Source organism: Onishia taeanensis (assembly GCF_003268885.1).
GTDB classification, from domain to species: Bacteria; Pseudomonadota; Gammaproteobacteria; order Pseudomonadales; family Halomonadaceae; genus Onishia; species Onishia taeanensis_A.
Genome location: NZ_QLSX01000004.1, coordinates 96,140 through 111,471 on the forward strand (window position 1 = coordinate 96,140; position 15,332 = coordinate 111,471).

Here is a 15,332-nt window from a genome sequence, read left to right on the forward strand (position 1 = left end):
TGGAATCAGCATCAACCGACCTCGACCTCGTAGCCGGTAAACTTGCGAAGGTTGATGACACCGGTATCGAGGATCAGGTACTGGCCCTTGAGCCCCATCAGGGTGCCTTCTACCTCGGCGACCTTGTCGAAGTTGTGAGAAACGATTTTGCGCGGGAACTCGAGCACCGGGTAATCGAGGTGGCGAGGCGCGTCATCCAGCACGCGGATGGCATCAGCGCCGAAACGCTCGCGCAGGCTGCTGAGCCCGCCGTCGAGCTTGGCCAATAGTCGATCACGCTCGCCGACCAGATCCATCGGCTCAACGTCGCCCTTGAGCATCGCGCGCCAGTTGGTGCGATCGCTGACCTCTTCCTTGAACAGCATCTCGACGAAGCCAGACTGCTGTCGGGTGTCGACCTCGATAATCGGCAGGGCCTGGATGGCGCCCTGATCGAGCCAGCGAGTCGGCACCTGGGTACGTCGGGTGATCCCCACCTTGAGCCCCGATGAGTTGGCCAGATAGACCACATGGGGCTGGAAGCAGTGACGCTCGCCCCATTCCGGCTCGCGGCAGGTGCCGGCGAAGAAGTGGCAGGTCTCAGGCTTCATGATGCAGGTATCGCAGCTGGCCAAGCGCTTGAAGCAGGGGTAACAGTGGCCCTGGGCGAAGCTTTTCTTGGTGGCCCGGCCGCAGTGCGTGCAGGCAATGGCACCGGTCCAGCTAAGCCGCAACGACTGACCCAGACGCGCATTGAGGGGCAGGCGCGTTTCATCGAGACGCAGTGCGTAATCCGCCGCCTCCCCGGCCTTTCCCGGCGAGATGGCCATCTTGCTCAGGCAACCGCGAGCGGCGGTGTCGATCAGTTCACCCACTTGAGGCTTTCCTCGCCGTTGCTGGCACTCTCTACACTACTATTTCCACTACTCCCCCCACCGACATCACTCCCAGCGTCGCTGCCACAGCTGGTGCGATCCAGATAGCCGACCCGCTGGTCGGGAGACACGCCATGCTCGGCTTCGTACTTGATCACGGCCTCGAGGCACAGCTCGACCTGCTCGGCGCTCAGCACCCGCCCGTCAGGCCATTTGCGCAGCGACACCGCCTGCTTGAGGCTATCGTAGATGGCCGGCGTCATCTGCTGGACCATCTTGTCGAAGGTCATCTCGCTCATTTCAGTCTTCCTTTAGTGACATGGGGTGTCATCACCATCGCATCAGGCCCTTCGGGCACGGCGCGCATCATACCAGCCCAGTGCCAGGCCCACGACCAGGCCGCCCACGTGGGCCTCGTTGGCCACGTTGCCGAACCCGACCATCCCGGCCATCTCGGTCATGGTGAAGACCATCCAGCCCAGCATGAACACCACCAGCATCTGGGGCACGAAGAACCCGCTGCTGGGCGCTAGCCGCGACATCAGCCATACGTAACCAAGCAGCGCATAGACCACGCCGGACATGCCGCCGAACAGCACCGTGCCGGTGACGTACTGGGCAAGGTTGCCCACGATGGCACTGACGACGGCCAGGACCAGCATCAGCTTGCCGCCGCGCAGCGCCTCGATCTGGCGGCCGAAATACCACAGCCACAGCAGATTGAAGATCAGGTGCATCCAGCCGAAGTGCAAAAGGGCCGGCGAAAACAGCCGCCACACCTGCCCGGAGCTCAGGGTATCGGCCAGCGTGCCCAGGCTCAGGCTGCCGCCCGCCACGGCCACCGGCACGATGGTCAACATGGCCACCACGATATCGCCGAGCAGCCACATCAGGCCAAACACCACTAGGCAGGCCGCCAGCAAGCTGGCGGTCACCGGCGCCAGGGCGAAGGGGCGCAACAGCGGCGACGCATTGAGCTTGGCGCGCGCCGCATGGCCGCTGGGCATCAGCGACTCGCCGCGCTGCCAGCGTTCCAGCAACCGGGTGAGATCATCCAACTGGGCGGGGTCCGCAAGCCACAGGGTGTAGCCGTCCTCGTCCTCAGTGAAGCGATGACCGATGCGGTGGGCCCACAGTGCCTGGCGCAGGTCACGGGTATCGGTGTCTCGGGGCAGCATGAGCACCTTCAACATGCGGGGTTCCTTTTCATGCCAGTATGAATGGGGGCATACGCCGCAAAAGGCGTCTATGCGCCAGTGTAACGAATTCCACAAAGAAAAATCCGGCGGAGGGGGCCGCCGGATAAGAGCAAGGGATCATTCAAGGGAACACTCTTGAGATGCGCCTGCCGGGAAGAAGTTCATGCGTGATGCCTAAAATAATGTAAAAGTTTGTTATCTTATCGTGACAGATTGTTCTTACCGCCTATTCCGGTCGTTCAATCGAAATCGATCTCCCAGGGCCGAGGCATCGCCTGCTCATCGCGAGGCACCTTGAGCCAGACGAAGTGATTGGCATCCAGTCGAGTTTCGCCGCTCCAGCGATAGGCCACCAGGCGGCCAAACTTGACCGCGCTGTAATCGAGGCAGGCCACGTTGGGCGCCGGCAATGCCGGAATGCCCTCGCACCAATAGTGGCCAATAAACAGCGGCGGCTCGTCGGGTCCGTAGTAGCTCAGTCGGGCACGTTCGCTCGCGCTCAACGCTCGAAGCTCCAGGTCGCCGGGCAGGTTGTCCGGCTGAAAGACCACATCGCCGTAGGTATGCGGGTCGCGGGCCCAGAAGTGAGTGCGAAAGCTGCGGCGCCGGAAACCGTCTCCTGAGTGAATCTCCAGGTTATCGGGCAGCACGAGGTGGCTGCCACGGGTCAACCGGTCCATGATCGCAAAGGCCTTGGTGCCGTGCATCGCCGACTCGCGCAGGAAGGCTTCATCCATGCGTCCGTCCGGGTGGTCGAGGCGAAAGGCGTCGATCAACGCCTGATCCCAGCAGGCGTGAACCACCCGCAGGCCGTCTCGCTCTAGAAACAGCGGAATCTGCATGAACCAGGCCAGGGTATCGTCCCACTCGTTCAGGTGATCGCTGTACTGCTCGAGGGTGTCCTTGATGATGCGGTTATGTCGCGGAGTATGGGCCCGCAGGAAGCCCCCTTCCGGGTCACGCCGGCAATACGCCAGGGCGTTGTATTCGTGATTGCCCATGACGATATGCGCCTCGCCGGCCTCGACCATGCGCCGGGCAATGGTCACCGCCAGGCGAATGCGCGGGCCGCGGTCGATCAGGTCGCCGAGGAAGATCACCCGCCGCCGCGGATGGCGATAGACCCCGCGCCGCCGGTGATAGCCGAGCTTCTCGAGCAGTGCGGCCAGGGTGGCGCCACAGCCGTGCACATCGCCGATCAGGTCGTAGCCTTCGATGCCATCGCTCATGGTCATCTCAATCCCCCAGCCGGCTGCTCCAGCCGAGCTTGCTGCGACAGACCTCGTAGAAGTTGTGGCCCAGGGGGTGCACCAGCTTCAAACGCTCGGGCTTCCTGCGTACATAGAGAATGTCGTCGGGTTTGGATACGACCCGAGTCTGACCATCGCAGCTGACGTGGGGATAGGCTTCGTTGGTCTCGCCGATATGAATGCGGATTTCAGAACTGGCATCCACAACGATGGGACGGCTCGACAGGGTATGGGGAAACATCGGCACCAGGGTGATGGCTTCAATGCTGGGATGCACGATAGGACCACCGCCGGAGAGCGCGTAGGCGGTGGAGCCGGTAGGAGTGGCAATGATCAGTCCATCGCTGCGCTGGCTGTAGACGAACTGGCCGTCGATGAAGAGCTCGAACTCGATCATGCGCACCGCCTTACCGGGATGCATAACTACGTCGTTGAGGGCTTCGGCGCTGCCGACCAGCGCATCATTGCGATAGACCTCGGCATCGAGCAGGAAGCGCTCTTCGATCATGAAGCGCCCGGCCAGTACCTCGCCGACCTTGTCCTCGAGCTCGCTCGGCGAGATGTCGGTCAGAAAGCCCAGCCGGCCACGGTTGACCCCGAGCACCGGCGTGCCGCTCTTGCACAGCGCTCGCGCCGCGCCCAGCAGGCTGCCATCACCTCCGATCACGATCACCAGATCACAGATTTCGCCCAGCATCCGCCGGCTGGCTTCCTGCTGGCCGTGATCCAACATCACGGTTGCAGTGCGATCCTCGAGAATGACGTGATAGCCGCCTTCATCGAGGAAGCGGATCAGTCGCCTGAGCGTATCCACTACCTTGGCACTGCCCATGCGGCCGATCAGGCCAATGTTCTTGAAGGTTGTCATGCGCGCTCCCGCCTCATCGAGCCGTCATTATGCGGACTCCCGCCGGGAGCGGCAAACCGCCAGGCAGCCCCCTCAAGCCAGCGGCGAGACCGGCAGGCGGCGACGGCGCACCCACCACTCGTTGATAGCGAGCGACGCCACGAGGATGGCACCGCCCAGCGCCAGTCGGGATAGATCGGCATCCCGGTTCCAGAGCGCCAGGTTGACCAGAAGCCCCGCCGGCACCAGCGCATTGTTCATGATGGCAAGCGCTCCCGCATCGACCCGGGTCGCTCCCTTGTTCCACAGGAAGTAGCCGAGCCCAGAGGCCACCAGGCCAAGCCACGCCAGCACGCCCCACTGAAGCCCAGAGGAAGGCAGCTTAGCGGGGTTGCCGAACAGCGCGAAGGCCACGACCACCAGCGCCAGTGCGCCCAGGTAGAACCAGCCGAAGATGCTGTATTGGGGCACATCATCTTCCAGGCGCACGGCCAGATGACGGTAGGCCACCTGACCCAGCGCAAAGCACAGGTTGGCGCCCTGCACCACTAGGAAACCCAGCCAGAAACCGCTATCCACGCCCTGGTAGCGAATCACCGCCGCGCCGATCACGGCAAGCAATGCACTGAGCAGGTAGAATGGCGTGAACCGCCCGGCCAGGGCGTCGTCGATCAGCGTTACGTAGAGCGGCGTGAAGATGGTGAACAGCAGCACCTCCGGCACCGACAGCAGCAGAAACGACTGATAGAAGAAGATGTACATCAGCCCCAACTGCACGGCGCCGATCGCCATCAGCGCCAGCTTGTGACGATTGGCCAGCAGCCGCGGCTTGAGAAACGGCAAGAACACCAGCGTGGCCAACACGATGCGCACCAGCACCGCGAAGTAGCTGTCGACCTGACCGGACAGGTAGGCGCCGATCAGCGAGAACGAAAACGCCCATAAGGCTGTGACGCCCACAAGATAGCTCATTGGTTAACTCCACAAGGAAATAAAGTTGACAAGCATTATACGCGTGCGCGCCCTGCTACCAACCATCAGTCGCCTGAAATTTTCCTCGCGTTCCGGCACTGCCTCGCAGTGCGAGTGGTCCGGCGAAGGATATGGCAGCGTCACGGTGAGCGAAGACGACCAGGTACGATGCTTCCATGTACGCTTCCATGAGGAGGGCCACTTCGCGCTCGCAGGACAATCTCGGGAAGTCGCGTTTCGCAACGTCTATCGTTGGGAGCTGGAAGAGGACCGCTTGCGCCTCTTCCATGAGCGGCGCGGTCGAGAAGCGGCCGTCTGGCTGTTCGACCTGATCGAGGCCGAGGATGGCAGCGGGCTGGTGGCCGCCGCCCCTCACCTGTGCGGCGAGGATCGCTACACGGCAAGACTAGCGGTCAATAGCGATGGCTTCGCGCTCGACTGGCGCATCCAAGGCCCGCGCAAGGACGAATCGATCGCCTACCGCTATTTCATTCGCTGAGCCCTTCTGCCAACGTCCTCGGCATTGATCAGGCGGCGGTGGGATCTCTCCTGCGCCCTGCCCTCACCGCCTGACCGGTTCTCTTGGCCGACGCTCTTGGCCGGTTTTCTTATGATGGTCTTAGCGCCACTTGAGCGACTCCGAATGCGCCGGGTTATCGGCGTGGGAGTCGGCGCTCAGCACCTCACCGACGCTCTGGGCCTGAGGGCTCGCCAAGTACTCCTCGAGCTTGGCCTCGGCCTCGTCGCCAAACAGGATCTCGCAGGCCTCTCTGAGCCCGGGGGCCTTGCGGATGTCTTCGGCACTGACCACCAGCGAGATCTTCGAGCGCCGGCGCAGGAAATCCTCGAGACGGGTAATCATCTCGCGGCGCTGTGCCTGTCGAATCTCGCAGCGCAGGTACTCGGTGCCTTCGATCAACACCTCGGCCTGACGCGGGTCTTCGCGGATTTCCTCGAGCATGTCCAATGCCTGAGCGCCGTAGCGCCGCCAAAGCCGTGTGCTCAGGGCCTCATGGTGATGAGGCGCCATGGCGTCCAGCCCCATCAGGCGCGCCTGATGGAAGAATTCCTTGCGCACCGCTCGTCCCGGCTCCCCATACCAGACGTAGTCTGCATAGGGCACCTCGACGCCCAGCTCCTTGACCGCCGCAACGATCTCGTCGCCGACGTTAAGGCAGTCGGTCAGCTTGCCGCCAAAGATGCTCAGGTGATGGGTAGCGGCGTCGGTATCGATGACGTGCTTGCGAGAGAGCTGCAGGAAGTCCCGATCGCCCCCCGAGCTCGCCTTGACCGCCAACGGACGCACGCCGCAGCGGGTCGAAATGATGTCGTCCTGGGTCAGCGGCGCATTCAGCGTCAGTCGCTTGTTGATGTTGTCCAGCACGAAGCGGATGTCATCGTCGGTGACCTTCACCTCGGGGCTCTCTACCCGGGTGTCGGTGGTGCCGATACAGGTGCGCCGCCCCATGGGAATGACGAAGAATAGCCGGCCGTCATCGGCGAAGAAGGCCAGCACCCGCTGATGCTCGCTGAGCTGCGGCACGATCAGGTGAATGCCCTTGGAATAGACGTGCTGGTGCTCGGTGCGCTCGCCGCTCAGGGAGTTGTGCTGATCCACATAGGGCCCGGCGGCATTGACCACCACCTTGGCGCGAATCTCGAAGGTATCGCCGGTCATCACATTGCGGGCCTGGGTGATCCAGCGCTGCCCTTCCCGCTTGGCGCCCAGCGACTCGACATAGTTAGTGGCCGCACAGCCCCGGTCCATGGCACTGCGCACGAAGTTGAAGACAAAGCGCGCATCATTGTCGTGCAGGTAGGCATCGGAGTATTCGAAGCCGCCCACGCTGCCAGCGATATCGACGATCGGCTCACGGGCCTTGATGCCCTCAGGCGACAGGTAGTGCGGGATCTTGGTGAAGCCATTACCGATGAACCAGTAGAGCCAGCTACCCGCCCACAGATAGCGCGGGTGGTAGCGGAAACCGCTGGCGATGGTAGTCAGGAATCGAATCTCCTTCACCGTCGACGGAAAGTGCTTGATCAGGTGGTTGCGACTCTTGCACAGCTTGCGGACCAGCGGAAAGTCATGGCTCTCCATGTACTTGATGCCGCCCCACACCAGATTCGAGGAATGCATGCTGGTGCTGCTGGCAAAGTCGCCGCGATCAATCAGCGCCACCTTGACGCCCTTGCCCGCCAACGCCGCCGCCGAGGCCGCGCCATTGATGCCGCCCCCGATGACCAGGACATCGAAATCCTCTTGCTGCTGGCGGTCGAGATTGTGTTTGCGCAATTGCATGATGCCGTGCCTTTGTGAAGTGGCCTTTGTCTTTGTCGAGTAATCTTTGAGGAGTGGCCTTTGTGAAATGGACTTTATGAAATGACTCGGCCAATAGGACGCGATGCAGACGCAAGAGCCCTCCCCTCGTAACAACCCTCCCTTTTTTAATAACGCGTCATAGCGAGCAACGCAGGCCTACTCCAGCGGCGTGTCCCAAGCCTTGGAGAGCGCCACCGCCCGATGCCAGCGCCGATAAAGGGCGGCGCGCTCCGCCTCAGGCATGCCCGGCTGATAGCACTGGGCAAGCTGCCACTTGGCGTCGATCTCGGCGCGATCCTTCCAGAAGCCGGTCGCCAGACCCGCGAGATAGGCGGCGCCAAGCGCCGTGGTCTCGGTGATCCGCGGCACCTTGACCGGCACACCCAAGGTGTCGGCCTGGAACTGCATCAGGAAGGTGTTCACCGCCCCGCCGCCATCGGCGCGCAGCTCTTTGAGCGGAATGCCGGACTCATCAACCATGATCTCGACGATGTCGCGCGTCTGGTAGGCAATGCTCTCGAGCACCGCCCGGGCGATATGCGCCTTGGTGGTGCCCCGCGTCACGCCAAGCAGCGTGCCGCGCGCATAAGGGTCCCAATGCGGCGCGCCAAGCCCGGTCAGAGCCGGCACGAAATAGACGTTGTCATTGCCTGACAGTGACAGCGCCATGCGCTCGGTGTCTGCGGCATCATCGATGATATTGAGTTCATCACGCAGCCACTGCACCGCCGCGCCGGTGACGAAGATCGCCCCTTCCAGCGCGTATTCCACCGGTTCATCGCCGATGCCCCAGGCGATGGTCGAGAGCAACCCGTGCTGGCTTGCCACCGGCTGGGTGCCTGTGTTCATCAGCAGGAAGCTGCCGGTGCCATAGGTGTTCTTGGCCATGCCCTCGCCGTGGCAGGCCTCACCGAACAGCGCGGCCTGCTGATCCCCGGCGATACCGGCCACCGGCACGCGAGCACCGAAAAATGCCTCCGGGTCGGTCTCACCGAAGAGCGAAGACGATGATTTGACCTCGGGCAGGATGGCCGCCGGCACCTTGAGCAGGTCCAGCAGCTCCTCGTCCCATTCGAGGCTATGGATGTTGTACATCAGGGTGCGCGATGCGTTGGACACATCGGTTGCATGCACTCGCCCGCCGGTCAGCTTGTGGACCAGCCAGCTGTCGATGGTGCCAAAGGCGAGCTCGCCGCGCTCGGCGCGCTCACGCAGGCCGCTGACGTTGTCGAGCAGCCAGCGCACCTTGGTACCGGAAAAGTAGGGGTCGCAGACCAACCCGGTTTTGGCGCGGAAGGTGGCTTCGAGCCCCTCCTCGCGTAGCGTCTCGCAGATACCTGCCGCACGGCGGTCCTGCCAGACAATGGCGCGGTGAACCGGCTCGCCGGTCTCGCGGTCCCACAGCAGCGTGGTCTCGCGTTGGTTGGCGATGCCGATGCCGACGATTTGATCGGGAAGAATATCGGCGCGATTGAGCGCCTCCTGGACGACCTGATGCGTCACGCTCCAGATCATCTGTGCATCGTGCTCGACCCAGCCAGGCTTGGGATAGTACTGACGAAACTCCCGGTAGGCCCTGCCCCGGGCGATGCCGTCATGGTCGAAGACCAGCACCGTCGAGCCCGTGGTGCCCTGGTCGATGGCCAGGATATAACCCTTGTTCATGCAATCACCTCGGCACCACCTCGCCCCGCGAACGGGACGAGGAAGCGTCATGCCGGTTGACGATAGTCCCTTGGGCGGCCGTTTTGCCGGCCGCCCTCCGGCGATCAAGCCTTACTGCTGCCAGGACTGGATCAGTTCGTCGTAGGGGACGGTGGTGCCCTGAGGCATCTCGTTGTCGAGCTTGGCCTTGGGCGCACCGGGCTGGTTCAGCCAGTACTCCGGGTCACGCTCTTCGTTGAGCTTGGGTTCGAAGGTAGCGAACACCTTCGCACGAGCCAGTCGCGACATGATGTTGTCGAGATCTCCGGCCAGGTTGTCCAGGGCTTCCTTGGGGGTGACATCGCCGCTGACCGCAGGGGCCAGGTTCTGCCACCACAGCGGAGCCATGCGCGGATAGTCAGGCACGTTGGTGCTCGACGGGGTCCACTTGGACTGATCCGGGCTGCGATAGAACTCCACCAGGCCACCCAGCTTGGGCGCCATCTCGGTCATCTCGTCGGAGAAGATGTCTGAGCGGCGAATTGGTGTCAGACCGGCCATCAGCTTCTCAAGTGACACCGTCTTGGAGGTGGTGAACTGCGCGTACAGCCAGGCTGCAGTGCGACGATCCTCGGGTGTGGAATCGAAGAAGGTCCAGGAGCCCACGTCCTGATAGCCAACCTTCATGCCTTCTTCCCAGTAAGGACCGGTCGGCGAAGGGGCCATGCGCCACTTGGGGTTGCCCTCGGCATCGGTGACCGGCACATCGGGGCTGGTCATGTCGGCGGTGAAGGCGGTGTACCAGAACATCTGCTGGGCGATCTGGCCCTGGGCAGGCACCGGGCCGGCCTCACCGAAGGTCATGCCCTGGGCTTCAGGCGGCGCATAGTCACGCAGCCAGTCGACCATCTTGGTGACGGCGAACACCGAGGCCGGCGAATTGGTGGCACCGCCGCGGCTGACGCTGGCGCCTACCGGACGGCTGTCTTCGTCGACGCGGATACCCCAGTCATCTACCGGATTACCGAAGGGCACGCCGGGGCTACCCATACCGGCCATCGACAGCCAGGAGTCATGGAAACGCCAGCCAAGTGACGGATCGCGACGCCCGTAGTCCATGTGGCCGTAGACCTTCTGGCCGTCGAGTTCACCTACATCATTGGTGAAGAACTCAGCGATGTCCTGATAGGCAGTCCAGTTGGTCGGCACGCCCAGATCATAGCCGTAGCGCTCGCGGAACTGTTTCTGCAGGTCTTCGCGCTGGAACCAGTCATAGCGGAACCAGTAGAGGTTGGCGAACTGCTGGTCGGGCAGCTGATAGATATCCCCATCCGGCCCAGTGGTGTACTGGATGCCGATGAAGTCTTCCAGGTCCAGAGTCGGCAGAGTGTAGTCGGCCCACTCATTTTTCATCGCTTTGGACAGGTTGATGGTGGTGCCATAGCGAATATGGGTGCCGATGGAGTCCGAATCGTTGACGTAGCCATCGTAGATGTTGCGACCCGACTGCATCTGGGTCTGCATGTTGTTGACGACGTCACCCTCGCCAATGATGTTGTGGGTGAGCTCGATGCCGGTCAGCTCTGTGAAGGCCTTGGACAGCACGTCGCGCTCATAGACGTGGGTGGTCAAGCCTTCGGAGACCACGTTGATCTCCATGCCACGGAAGGGTTCGGCGGCCTTGGCGAACCACTCGAGCTCGGCAGCCTGCTGCTCGCGGCTCAGCGTCGAGTGCTGGAAGTTCTCGTCGATCAGCCGGTCGATAACGGCCTGAGTGTCATGATTGTCGGCGTGCACTGAGCCGCTGGCCAGCATCACGCCAGCCGCCAGCACAGAGAGTCGCATTCTTGTCGGTATCATAATGACCTCTTCTTATTGAAGTGCTTACTTGAAGGAGTGACTCCTTCCACCCAGATCACCCCCAACGGATCAGTACCAGCAACCACAGTACCGAACCCGCAAGGGCCCACCAGATACTCAGGGGCGTGAAGCCCACCACCATCAGATGCAGATAGGCGGCGGACAACAGCCCGATAAAGAGACGATCACCGCGCGTGGTCGAGATCGGCAGAAAGCCCTTACGCTCGACCGTTGGCTGCACGACCTCCCAGACCGTCATGCCGGCGAGCATCGCCGCAATAACGGAAAAGAAGACAGTGGTCGGCAGCGTCCATACCATCCATTCCATGACGCGCCCTCCTCAGGTGCGGCCCAGGGCGAAGCCCTTGGCGATGTGATTGCGAACGAAGTAGACCACCAGGATGCCGGGCACGATGGTCAGCACACCGGCGGCGGCCAGCGTCCCCCAGTCGATGCCTGAGGCCGTGGAGGTACTGGTCATCACCGAGGCAATCGGCTGCGCATTGGTCGAGGTCAGGGTGCTGGCCAGCAGCAGCTCGACCCACGAGAACATGAACAGGAAGAACAGCGTCACGCCGATCCCCGAGCGAATCATCGGGATGAAGATCCGCACGAAGAAGCGCGGGAAACTATAGCCATCGATGAAGGCGGTCTCGTCGATTTCCTTGGGCACGCTGCTCATGAAGCCCTCGAGAATCCAGATCGCCAGAGGGATATTGAACAGGCAGTGCGCCAGCGCCACCGCGATATGGGTATCGAACAGCCCCACGGTGTAATAGAGCTGGAAGTACGGCAGCAGGAAGACGGCGGGCGGCGCCATCAGGTTGGTCAGCAGCCAGAAGAACAGGTGCTTATCGCCAATGAAATGATAGCGACTGAACGCATAGGCCGCAGGCAAGGCAACCAGAATACTGATCACCATGTTCATCACCACATAGGTGATCGAGTTCACATAGCCCATATACCAAGTCTCAGTGGTAAAGATCTTGGTGTAGTGCTCAAGGGTGAAGTTGTCCGGCCACAGGGTTAAGCCACCGAGAATCTCGGTGTTGGACTGGAACGACATGTTCATCAGCCAGTAGATCGGCAGCAGGACGAACAGCAAATAGAGTCCCAGCAGGAGCTTGGGCCGCAGGCGGCCCGGCACGGCCCGTGCCTTGCGGCGGCGCCGCTTGTCTTCGACGGCTGCCCGCTGGCGCACTTCTGCGGGAGTCGTAGGCTTGGACTGGCTCATCTCAGGCGCCCCCCTCTTTGTCTTTCTGCATATTCATGATCGCGGTGTAGAACACCCAACTGACCAGCAGGATGATCAGGAAGTAGATCAGCGAGAAGGCGGCAGAAGGACCGAGATCCTGCTGGCCGATTGCCATGGTGGTCAGTGACTGACTCAGGAAGGTGGTCGAACTGCCTGGCCCGCCACCGGTCAGCACGAAGGGCTCGGCGTAGATCATGAAAGAGTGCATGAAGCGCAGCAGCACCCCGATCACCAGCACGTTGGTCAGCTTGGGCAGTTGAATGAAGCGGAACACCGCCCAGCGCGAGGCGCGATCGATACGTGCCGCCTGGTAGTAGGCTTCGGGAATCGAGCGCAGACCGCTATAGCACAAAAGCGCGATCAGCGGCGTCCAGTGCCAGACGTCCATGATGATGATGGTGCCCCACGCATCCACCGCGCTGCGGGTGATGTTGTACTCGTAGCCCAGCTCGCGAAGCCCCCAGCCCATCAGGCCGATGTCGCCACGGGTAAAGATCTGCCAGATGCTGCCCACCACGTTCCAGGGAATCAGCAGCGGCAGCGTCACCAGGATCAGTACCGCCGAAGCCTGCCAGCCCTTCTTGGGCATCAGCAGGGCAATGCCGATACCCAGCGGCACCTGAATGCAGAGCACCGTCAGCGAAAAGGCGAACTGGCGCAGCAACGCCGACTGCAGGGTCGGATCGTTGAGCATTTGCACGAACCATTCGGTGCCGGTGAAAAAGCGGGTGTTGGCATCGAACACGTCCTGCACCGAATAGTTGACGACGGTCATCAACGGAATGATCGCCGAGAAGGCCACCAGCGCCAGCATCGGCAGGATCAGCAGCCAGGCCTTGTTGTCGTAGACCTTATTCATGGTCGGTCTCCACACGGTATTCGTCGATATAGACGCCCAGGCGCCCCTGGGGGAAGCGGATGTAGGCCTTGCCCTTGGGCGTGACCTGGTCCTCATCGATACGCGCCTTGAGGGTCACGTCGCCAAGCGCCAGCGTCAGGATCGAATAGGTCCCCAAGTCCTGAGCGTTCACCACATCGACTGCCAGCGAGTCTTCCTCGGCGGTCTCGAAGACCTCCACGAAGTCGGGACGGATACCGAGGCGAATGTTGTCCGAGGAACTGCGGGCGATCATGTCCCGCATCTTGGGCGCGACCGGAATCACCACCTCACCGCAGCGAACCTGGTCATCTTTCACCGAGATATCGAGCAGGTTCATGCCGGGGCTGCCGATGAAATAGCCTACGAAGGTATGAGCCGGGCGCTCATAAAGCTCACGAGGGGTGCCGAACTGCACTACCTGGCCCTGGTACATGACCGCGATCTTGTCAGCGAACGTCGAGGCTTCCAGCTGATCGTGGGTCACATAGACCATGGTGATGTTGAAGCGCCGGTGGATCTCCTTGAGCTTACGGCGCAGCTTCCACTTGAGCTGCGGGTCGATCACGGTCAGCGGCTCGTCGAAGAGAATCGCCGAGACGTCTTCGCGGACCAGGCCGCGGCCCATGGAGACCTTCTGCTTTTCGTCGGCGGTCAGGTTCTTGGCCTTGCGCTTGAGCTGGGGGGTCAGCTCCAGCACGTCGGCCACTTCGAGCACCTTCTCGCGGATCTGCGTCTCGCCCATACCGGCGTTACGCAGCGGAAAAGCCAGGTTGTCGAATACCGTCATGGTGTCGTACACCACCGGGAACTGGAAAACCTGGGCGATGTTGCGCTGCTCGGGAGGTAGCGAGTTGACGCGCTCGCCATCGAACAGCACTTCCCCGCTTGAGGGCTCCAGCAGCCCGGAGATGATGTTGAGCAAGGTCGACTTGCCACAGCCGGACGGCCCCAGCAAGGCATAGGCGCCGCCCTGGTGCCAGACATGATCCATCTCGCGAATCGCATAATCTTCTGGCCCGGACGGCGACGGCAGATAGGAATGGGCGAGTTGCCGCAGGGTAATTTCCGCCATCTTAGAGGCCTCCCAAATGCGCCGGAATATGAACCACGCCGCCCTGCCGATCGAAGGCATAGACCTTGTGCGTCGGCACGTAGAGAGTGACGGGGTCGTCAGGATCGAACTCGTGAACGCCTTCCAGCAGCACCGTCATCTCGAAGCGCTCGTTATGTACGTGAAGGAAGGTTTCCGAGCCACTTAGCTCGGCCAGGTCGACGCGCATCTCGAGCGATAGATCGTCCGCCGCCTGAGGGTGCAGCGCGATATGCGAGGCGCGGATGCCGAAACGGAAGTCCCCCTCGCCCAGCGGACGCAGGTCATCATTGAGGGGGAACTGGATGCCACCATCGAGATGCACCTCGCGCCCGGTGATGCGGCCATCGACGATATTGATCGGCGGCTCCGAGAACATCTCGGCGGCAAGGATGTCCTGGGGACGGTGATACACCTCTTCGGTGGGCCCGTACTGCAGCAGTCTTCCCTCATGCAGCACGGCGGTATTGCCGCCCAGCGCCAGCGCCTCGCCGGGCTCGGTGGTGGCATAGACCGCGATGCAATGGCGCTCGCTGAACAGGGTGCGCAGTTCGTCGCGCAGCTCTTCACGCAGCTTGTAATCCAGGTTGACCAGCGGTTCGTCGAAGAGAATGACGTCGGCTTCCTTGACCAGCGCTCGCCCCATGGCGGTTCGCTGCTGCTGGCCACCGGACAGTTCCAGAGGAAAGCGGTCCAGCAGATGGTCGATGCGCAGCATCTCGGCGGTCTCGCGCACGCGACGATCGATATCGGCGCTGGCGACCTTGGCCAGCCTGAGCGGCGAGGCGATGTTCTCAAAGACGCTCAGCGCCGGATAGTTGATGAACTGCTGGTACACCATCGAGACATTGCGACGACGCACCGAAACGCCGGTCACGTCGCGACCGTCCATCATGATGCGCCCACGGGTCGGAACTTCGAGCCCCGCCATCAGGCGCATCAGCGTTGTCTTGCCTGCCAGGGTGCGCCCCAGCAGCACGTTGAACGACCCCGGGGCTAATTCCATATTCACGCCTTCGATATGGGTGGCGCCGTTGACCACGTGGTCGATGTTCTCAAGGATCAGGGACATGTCGTTCTCATGGGCAGCATGGGTGAATCAGCGCGAGACAACCTGCAAGCAGACGTCGCGCGACATGGCAGCGGAGAGATCAGTAA

Annotated in this window: 15 protein-coding genes; 1 reads left to right on the plus strand and 14 read right to left on the minus strand. The window is 62.0% G+C overall.

The genetic code is table 11. The features are described 5' to 3' along the window. Window positions 1-11 precede the first annotated feature (11 nt). The 6 genes from BCL93_RS07095 to BCL93_RS07120 all read right to left on the minus strand — a co-directional run bounded on the left by BCL93_RS07095 (window position 12) and on the right by BCL93_RS07120 (window position 5,122). Entirely contained in the window at window positions 12-809 is a 798-nt protein-coding gene (locus BCL93_RS07095; protein WP_112054746.1) for a DUF2797 domain-containing protein, read from the minus strand. A 32-nt stretch (window positions 810-841) separates the two neighbouring features. Next, window positions 842-1,153 (minus strand): YeaC family protein, encoded by a 312-nt coding sequence (locus BCL93_RS07100; RefSeq protein ID WP_112054544.1) that lies wholly within the window; start codon window positions 1,151-1,153, stop codon window positions 842-844. Window positions 1,154-1,195: 42 nt separating this feature from the next. Then, on the minus strand, window positions 1,196-2,047 hold the full coding sequence (locus BCL93_RS07105; protein ID WP_112054546.1) for a rhomboid family intramembrane serine protease: 852 nt from the start codon (window positions 2,045-2,047) through the stop codon (window positions 1,196-1,198). Window positions 2,048-2,292: 245 nt separating this feature from the next. After that, a complete protein-coding gene (locus BCL93_RS07110) occupies window positions 2,293-3,288 on the minus strand; it encodes a metallophosphoesterase (protein WP_181463051.1) in 996 nt (331 codons plus the stop codon). A gap of 1 nt (window position 3,289) precedes the next feature. Next, window positions 3,290-4,171 (minus strand): NAD(+) kinase, encoded by an 882-nt coding sequence (locus tag BCL93_RS07115; protein WP_112054548.1) that lies wholly within the window; start codon window positions 4,169-4,171, stop codon window positions 3,290-3,292. Between the two features lie 72 nt (window positions 4,172-4,243). After that, entirely contained in the window at window positions 4,244-5,122 is an 879-nt protein-coding gene (locus tag BCL93_RS07120) for a carboxylate/amino acid/amine transporter (RefSeq protein WP_112054550.1), read from the minus strand. Between the two features lie 25 nt (window positions 5,123-5,147). Between BCL93_RS07120 and BCL93_RS07125 the strand changes: the two genes are divergently transcribed. Next, complete coding sequence (locus BCL93_RS07125; RefSeq protein WP_146742466.1) at window positions 5,148-5,621, plus strand: DUF6314 family protein; 474 nt, start codon at window positions 5,148-5,150, stop codon at window positions 5,619-5,621. 120 nt (window positions 5,622-5,741) lie between these two features. Here the strand turns inward: BCL93_RS07125 and BCL93_RS07130 are convergent, their stop codons facing one another. From BCL93_RS07130 to BCL93_RS07165, 8 genes are all read right to left on the minus strand, one after another. Beyond that, complete coding sequence (locus BCL93_RS07130) at window positions 5,742-7,424, minus strand: glycerol-3-phosphate dehydrogenase/oxidase (protein ID WP_112054554.1); 1,683 nt, start codon at window positions 7,422-7,424, stop codon at window positions 5,742-5,744. 177 nt (window positions 7,425-7,601) lie between these two features. Then, window positions 7,602-9,110, minus strand: a complete 1,509-nt coding sequence (glpK, locus tag BCL93_RS07135) for a glycerol kinase GlpK (RefSeq protein ID WP_112054556.1) — start codon at window positions 9,108-9,110, stop codon at window positions 7,602-7,604. Window positions 9,111-9,221: 111 nt separating this feature from the next. After that, the gene (locus tag BCL93_RS07140; RefSeq protein ID WP_369700285.1) at window positions 9,222-10,934 is read right to left on the minus strand and encodes an ABC transporter substrate-binding protein; all 1,713 of its coding nucleotides are present in this window, start codon (window positions 10,932-10,934) and stop codon (window positions 9,222-9,224) included. A gap of 70 nt (window positions 10,935-11,004) precedes the next feature. Beyond that, window positions 11,005-11,277: a DUF2160 domain-containing protein gene (locus tag BCL93_RS07145; protein WP_112054559.1), complete on the minus strand. Its 273-nt coding sequence runs from the start codon at window positions 11,275-11,277 to the stop codon at window positions 11,005-11,007. 12 nt (window positions 11,278-11,289) lie between these two features. Beyond that, window positions 11,290-12,183 carry a carbohydrate ABC transporter permease gene (locus BCL93_RS07150; RefSeq protein ID WP_112054561.1) on the minus strand — a complete coding sequence of 298 codons (894 nt, stop codon included), beginning with the start codon at window positions 12,181-12,183 and terminating at the stop codon, window positions 11,290-11,292. A 1-nt stretch (window position 12,184) separates the two neighbouring features. Next, on the minus strand, window positions 12,185-13,063 hold the full coding sequence (locus tag BCL93_RS07155; RefSeq protein WP_112054563.1) for a carbohydrate ABC transporter permease: 879 nt from the start codon (window positions 13,061-13,063) through the stop codon (window positions 12,185-12,187). Continuing rightward, the gene (locus tag BCL93_RS07160; protein ID WP_112054565.1) at window positions 13,056-14,156 is read right to left on the minus strand and encodes an ABC transporter ATP-binding protein; all 1,101 of its coding nucleotides are present in this window, start codon (window positions 14,154-14,156) and stop codon (window positions 13,056-13,058) included. Before BCL93_RS07160 ends, BCL93_RS07155 begins: the two co-directional genes overlap by 8 nt. A 1-nt stretch (window position 14,157) precedes the next feature. Continuing rightward, a complete protein-coding gene (locus BCL93_RS07165; RefSeq protein ID WP_112054567.1) occupies window positions 14,158-15,246 on the minus strand; it encodes an ABC transporter ATP-binding protein in 1,089 nt (362 codons plus the stop codon). Window positions 15,247-15,332 lie beyond the last annotated feature (86 nt).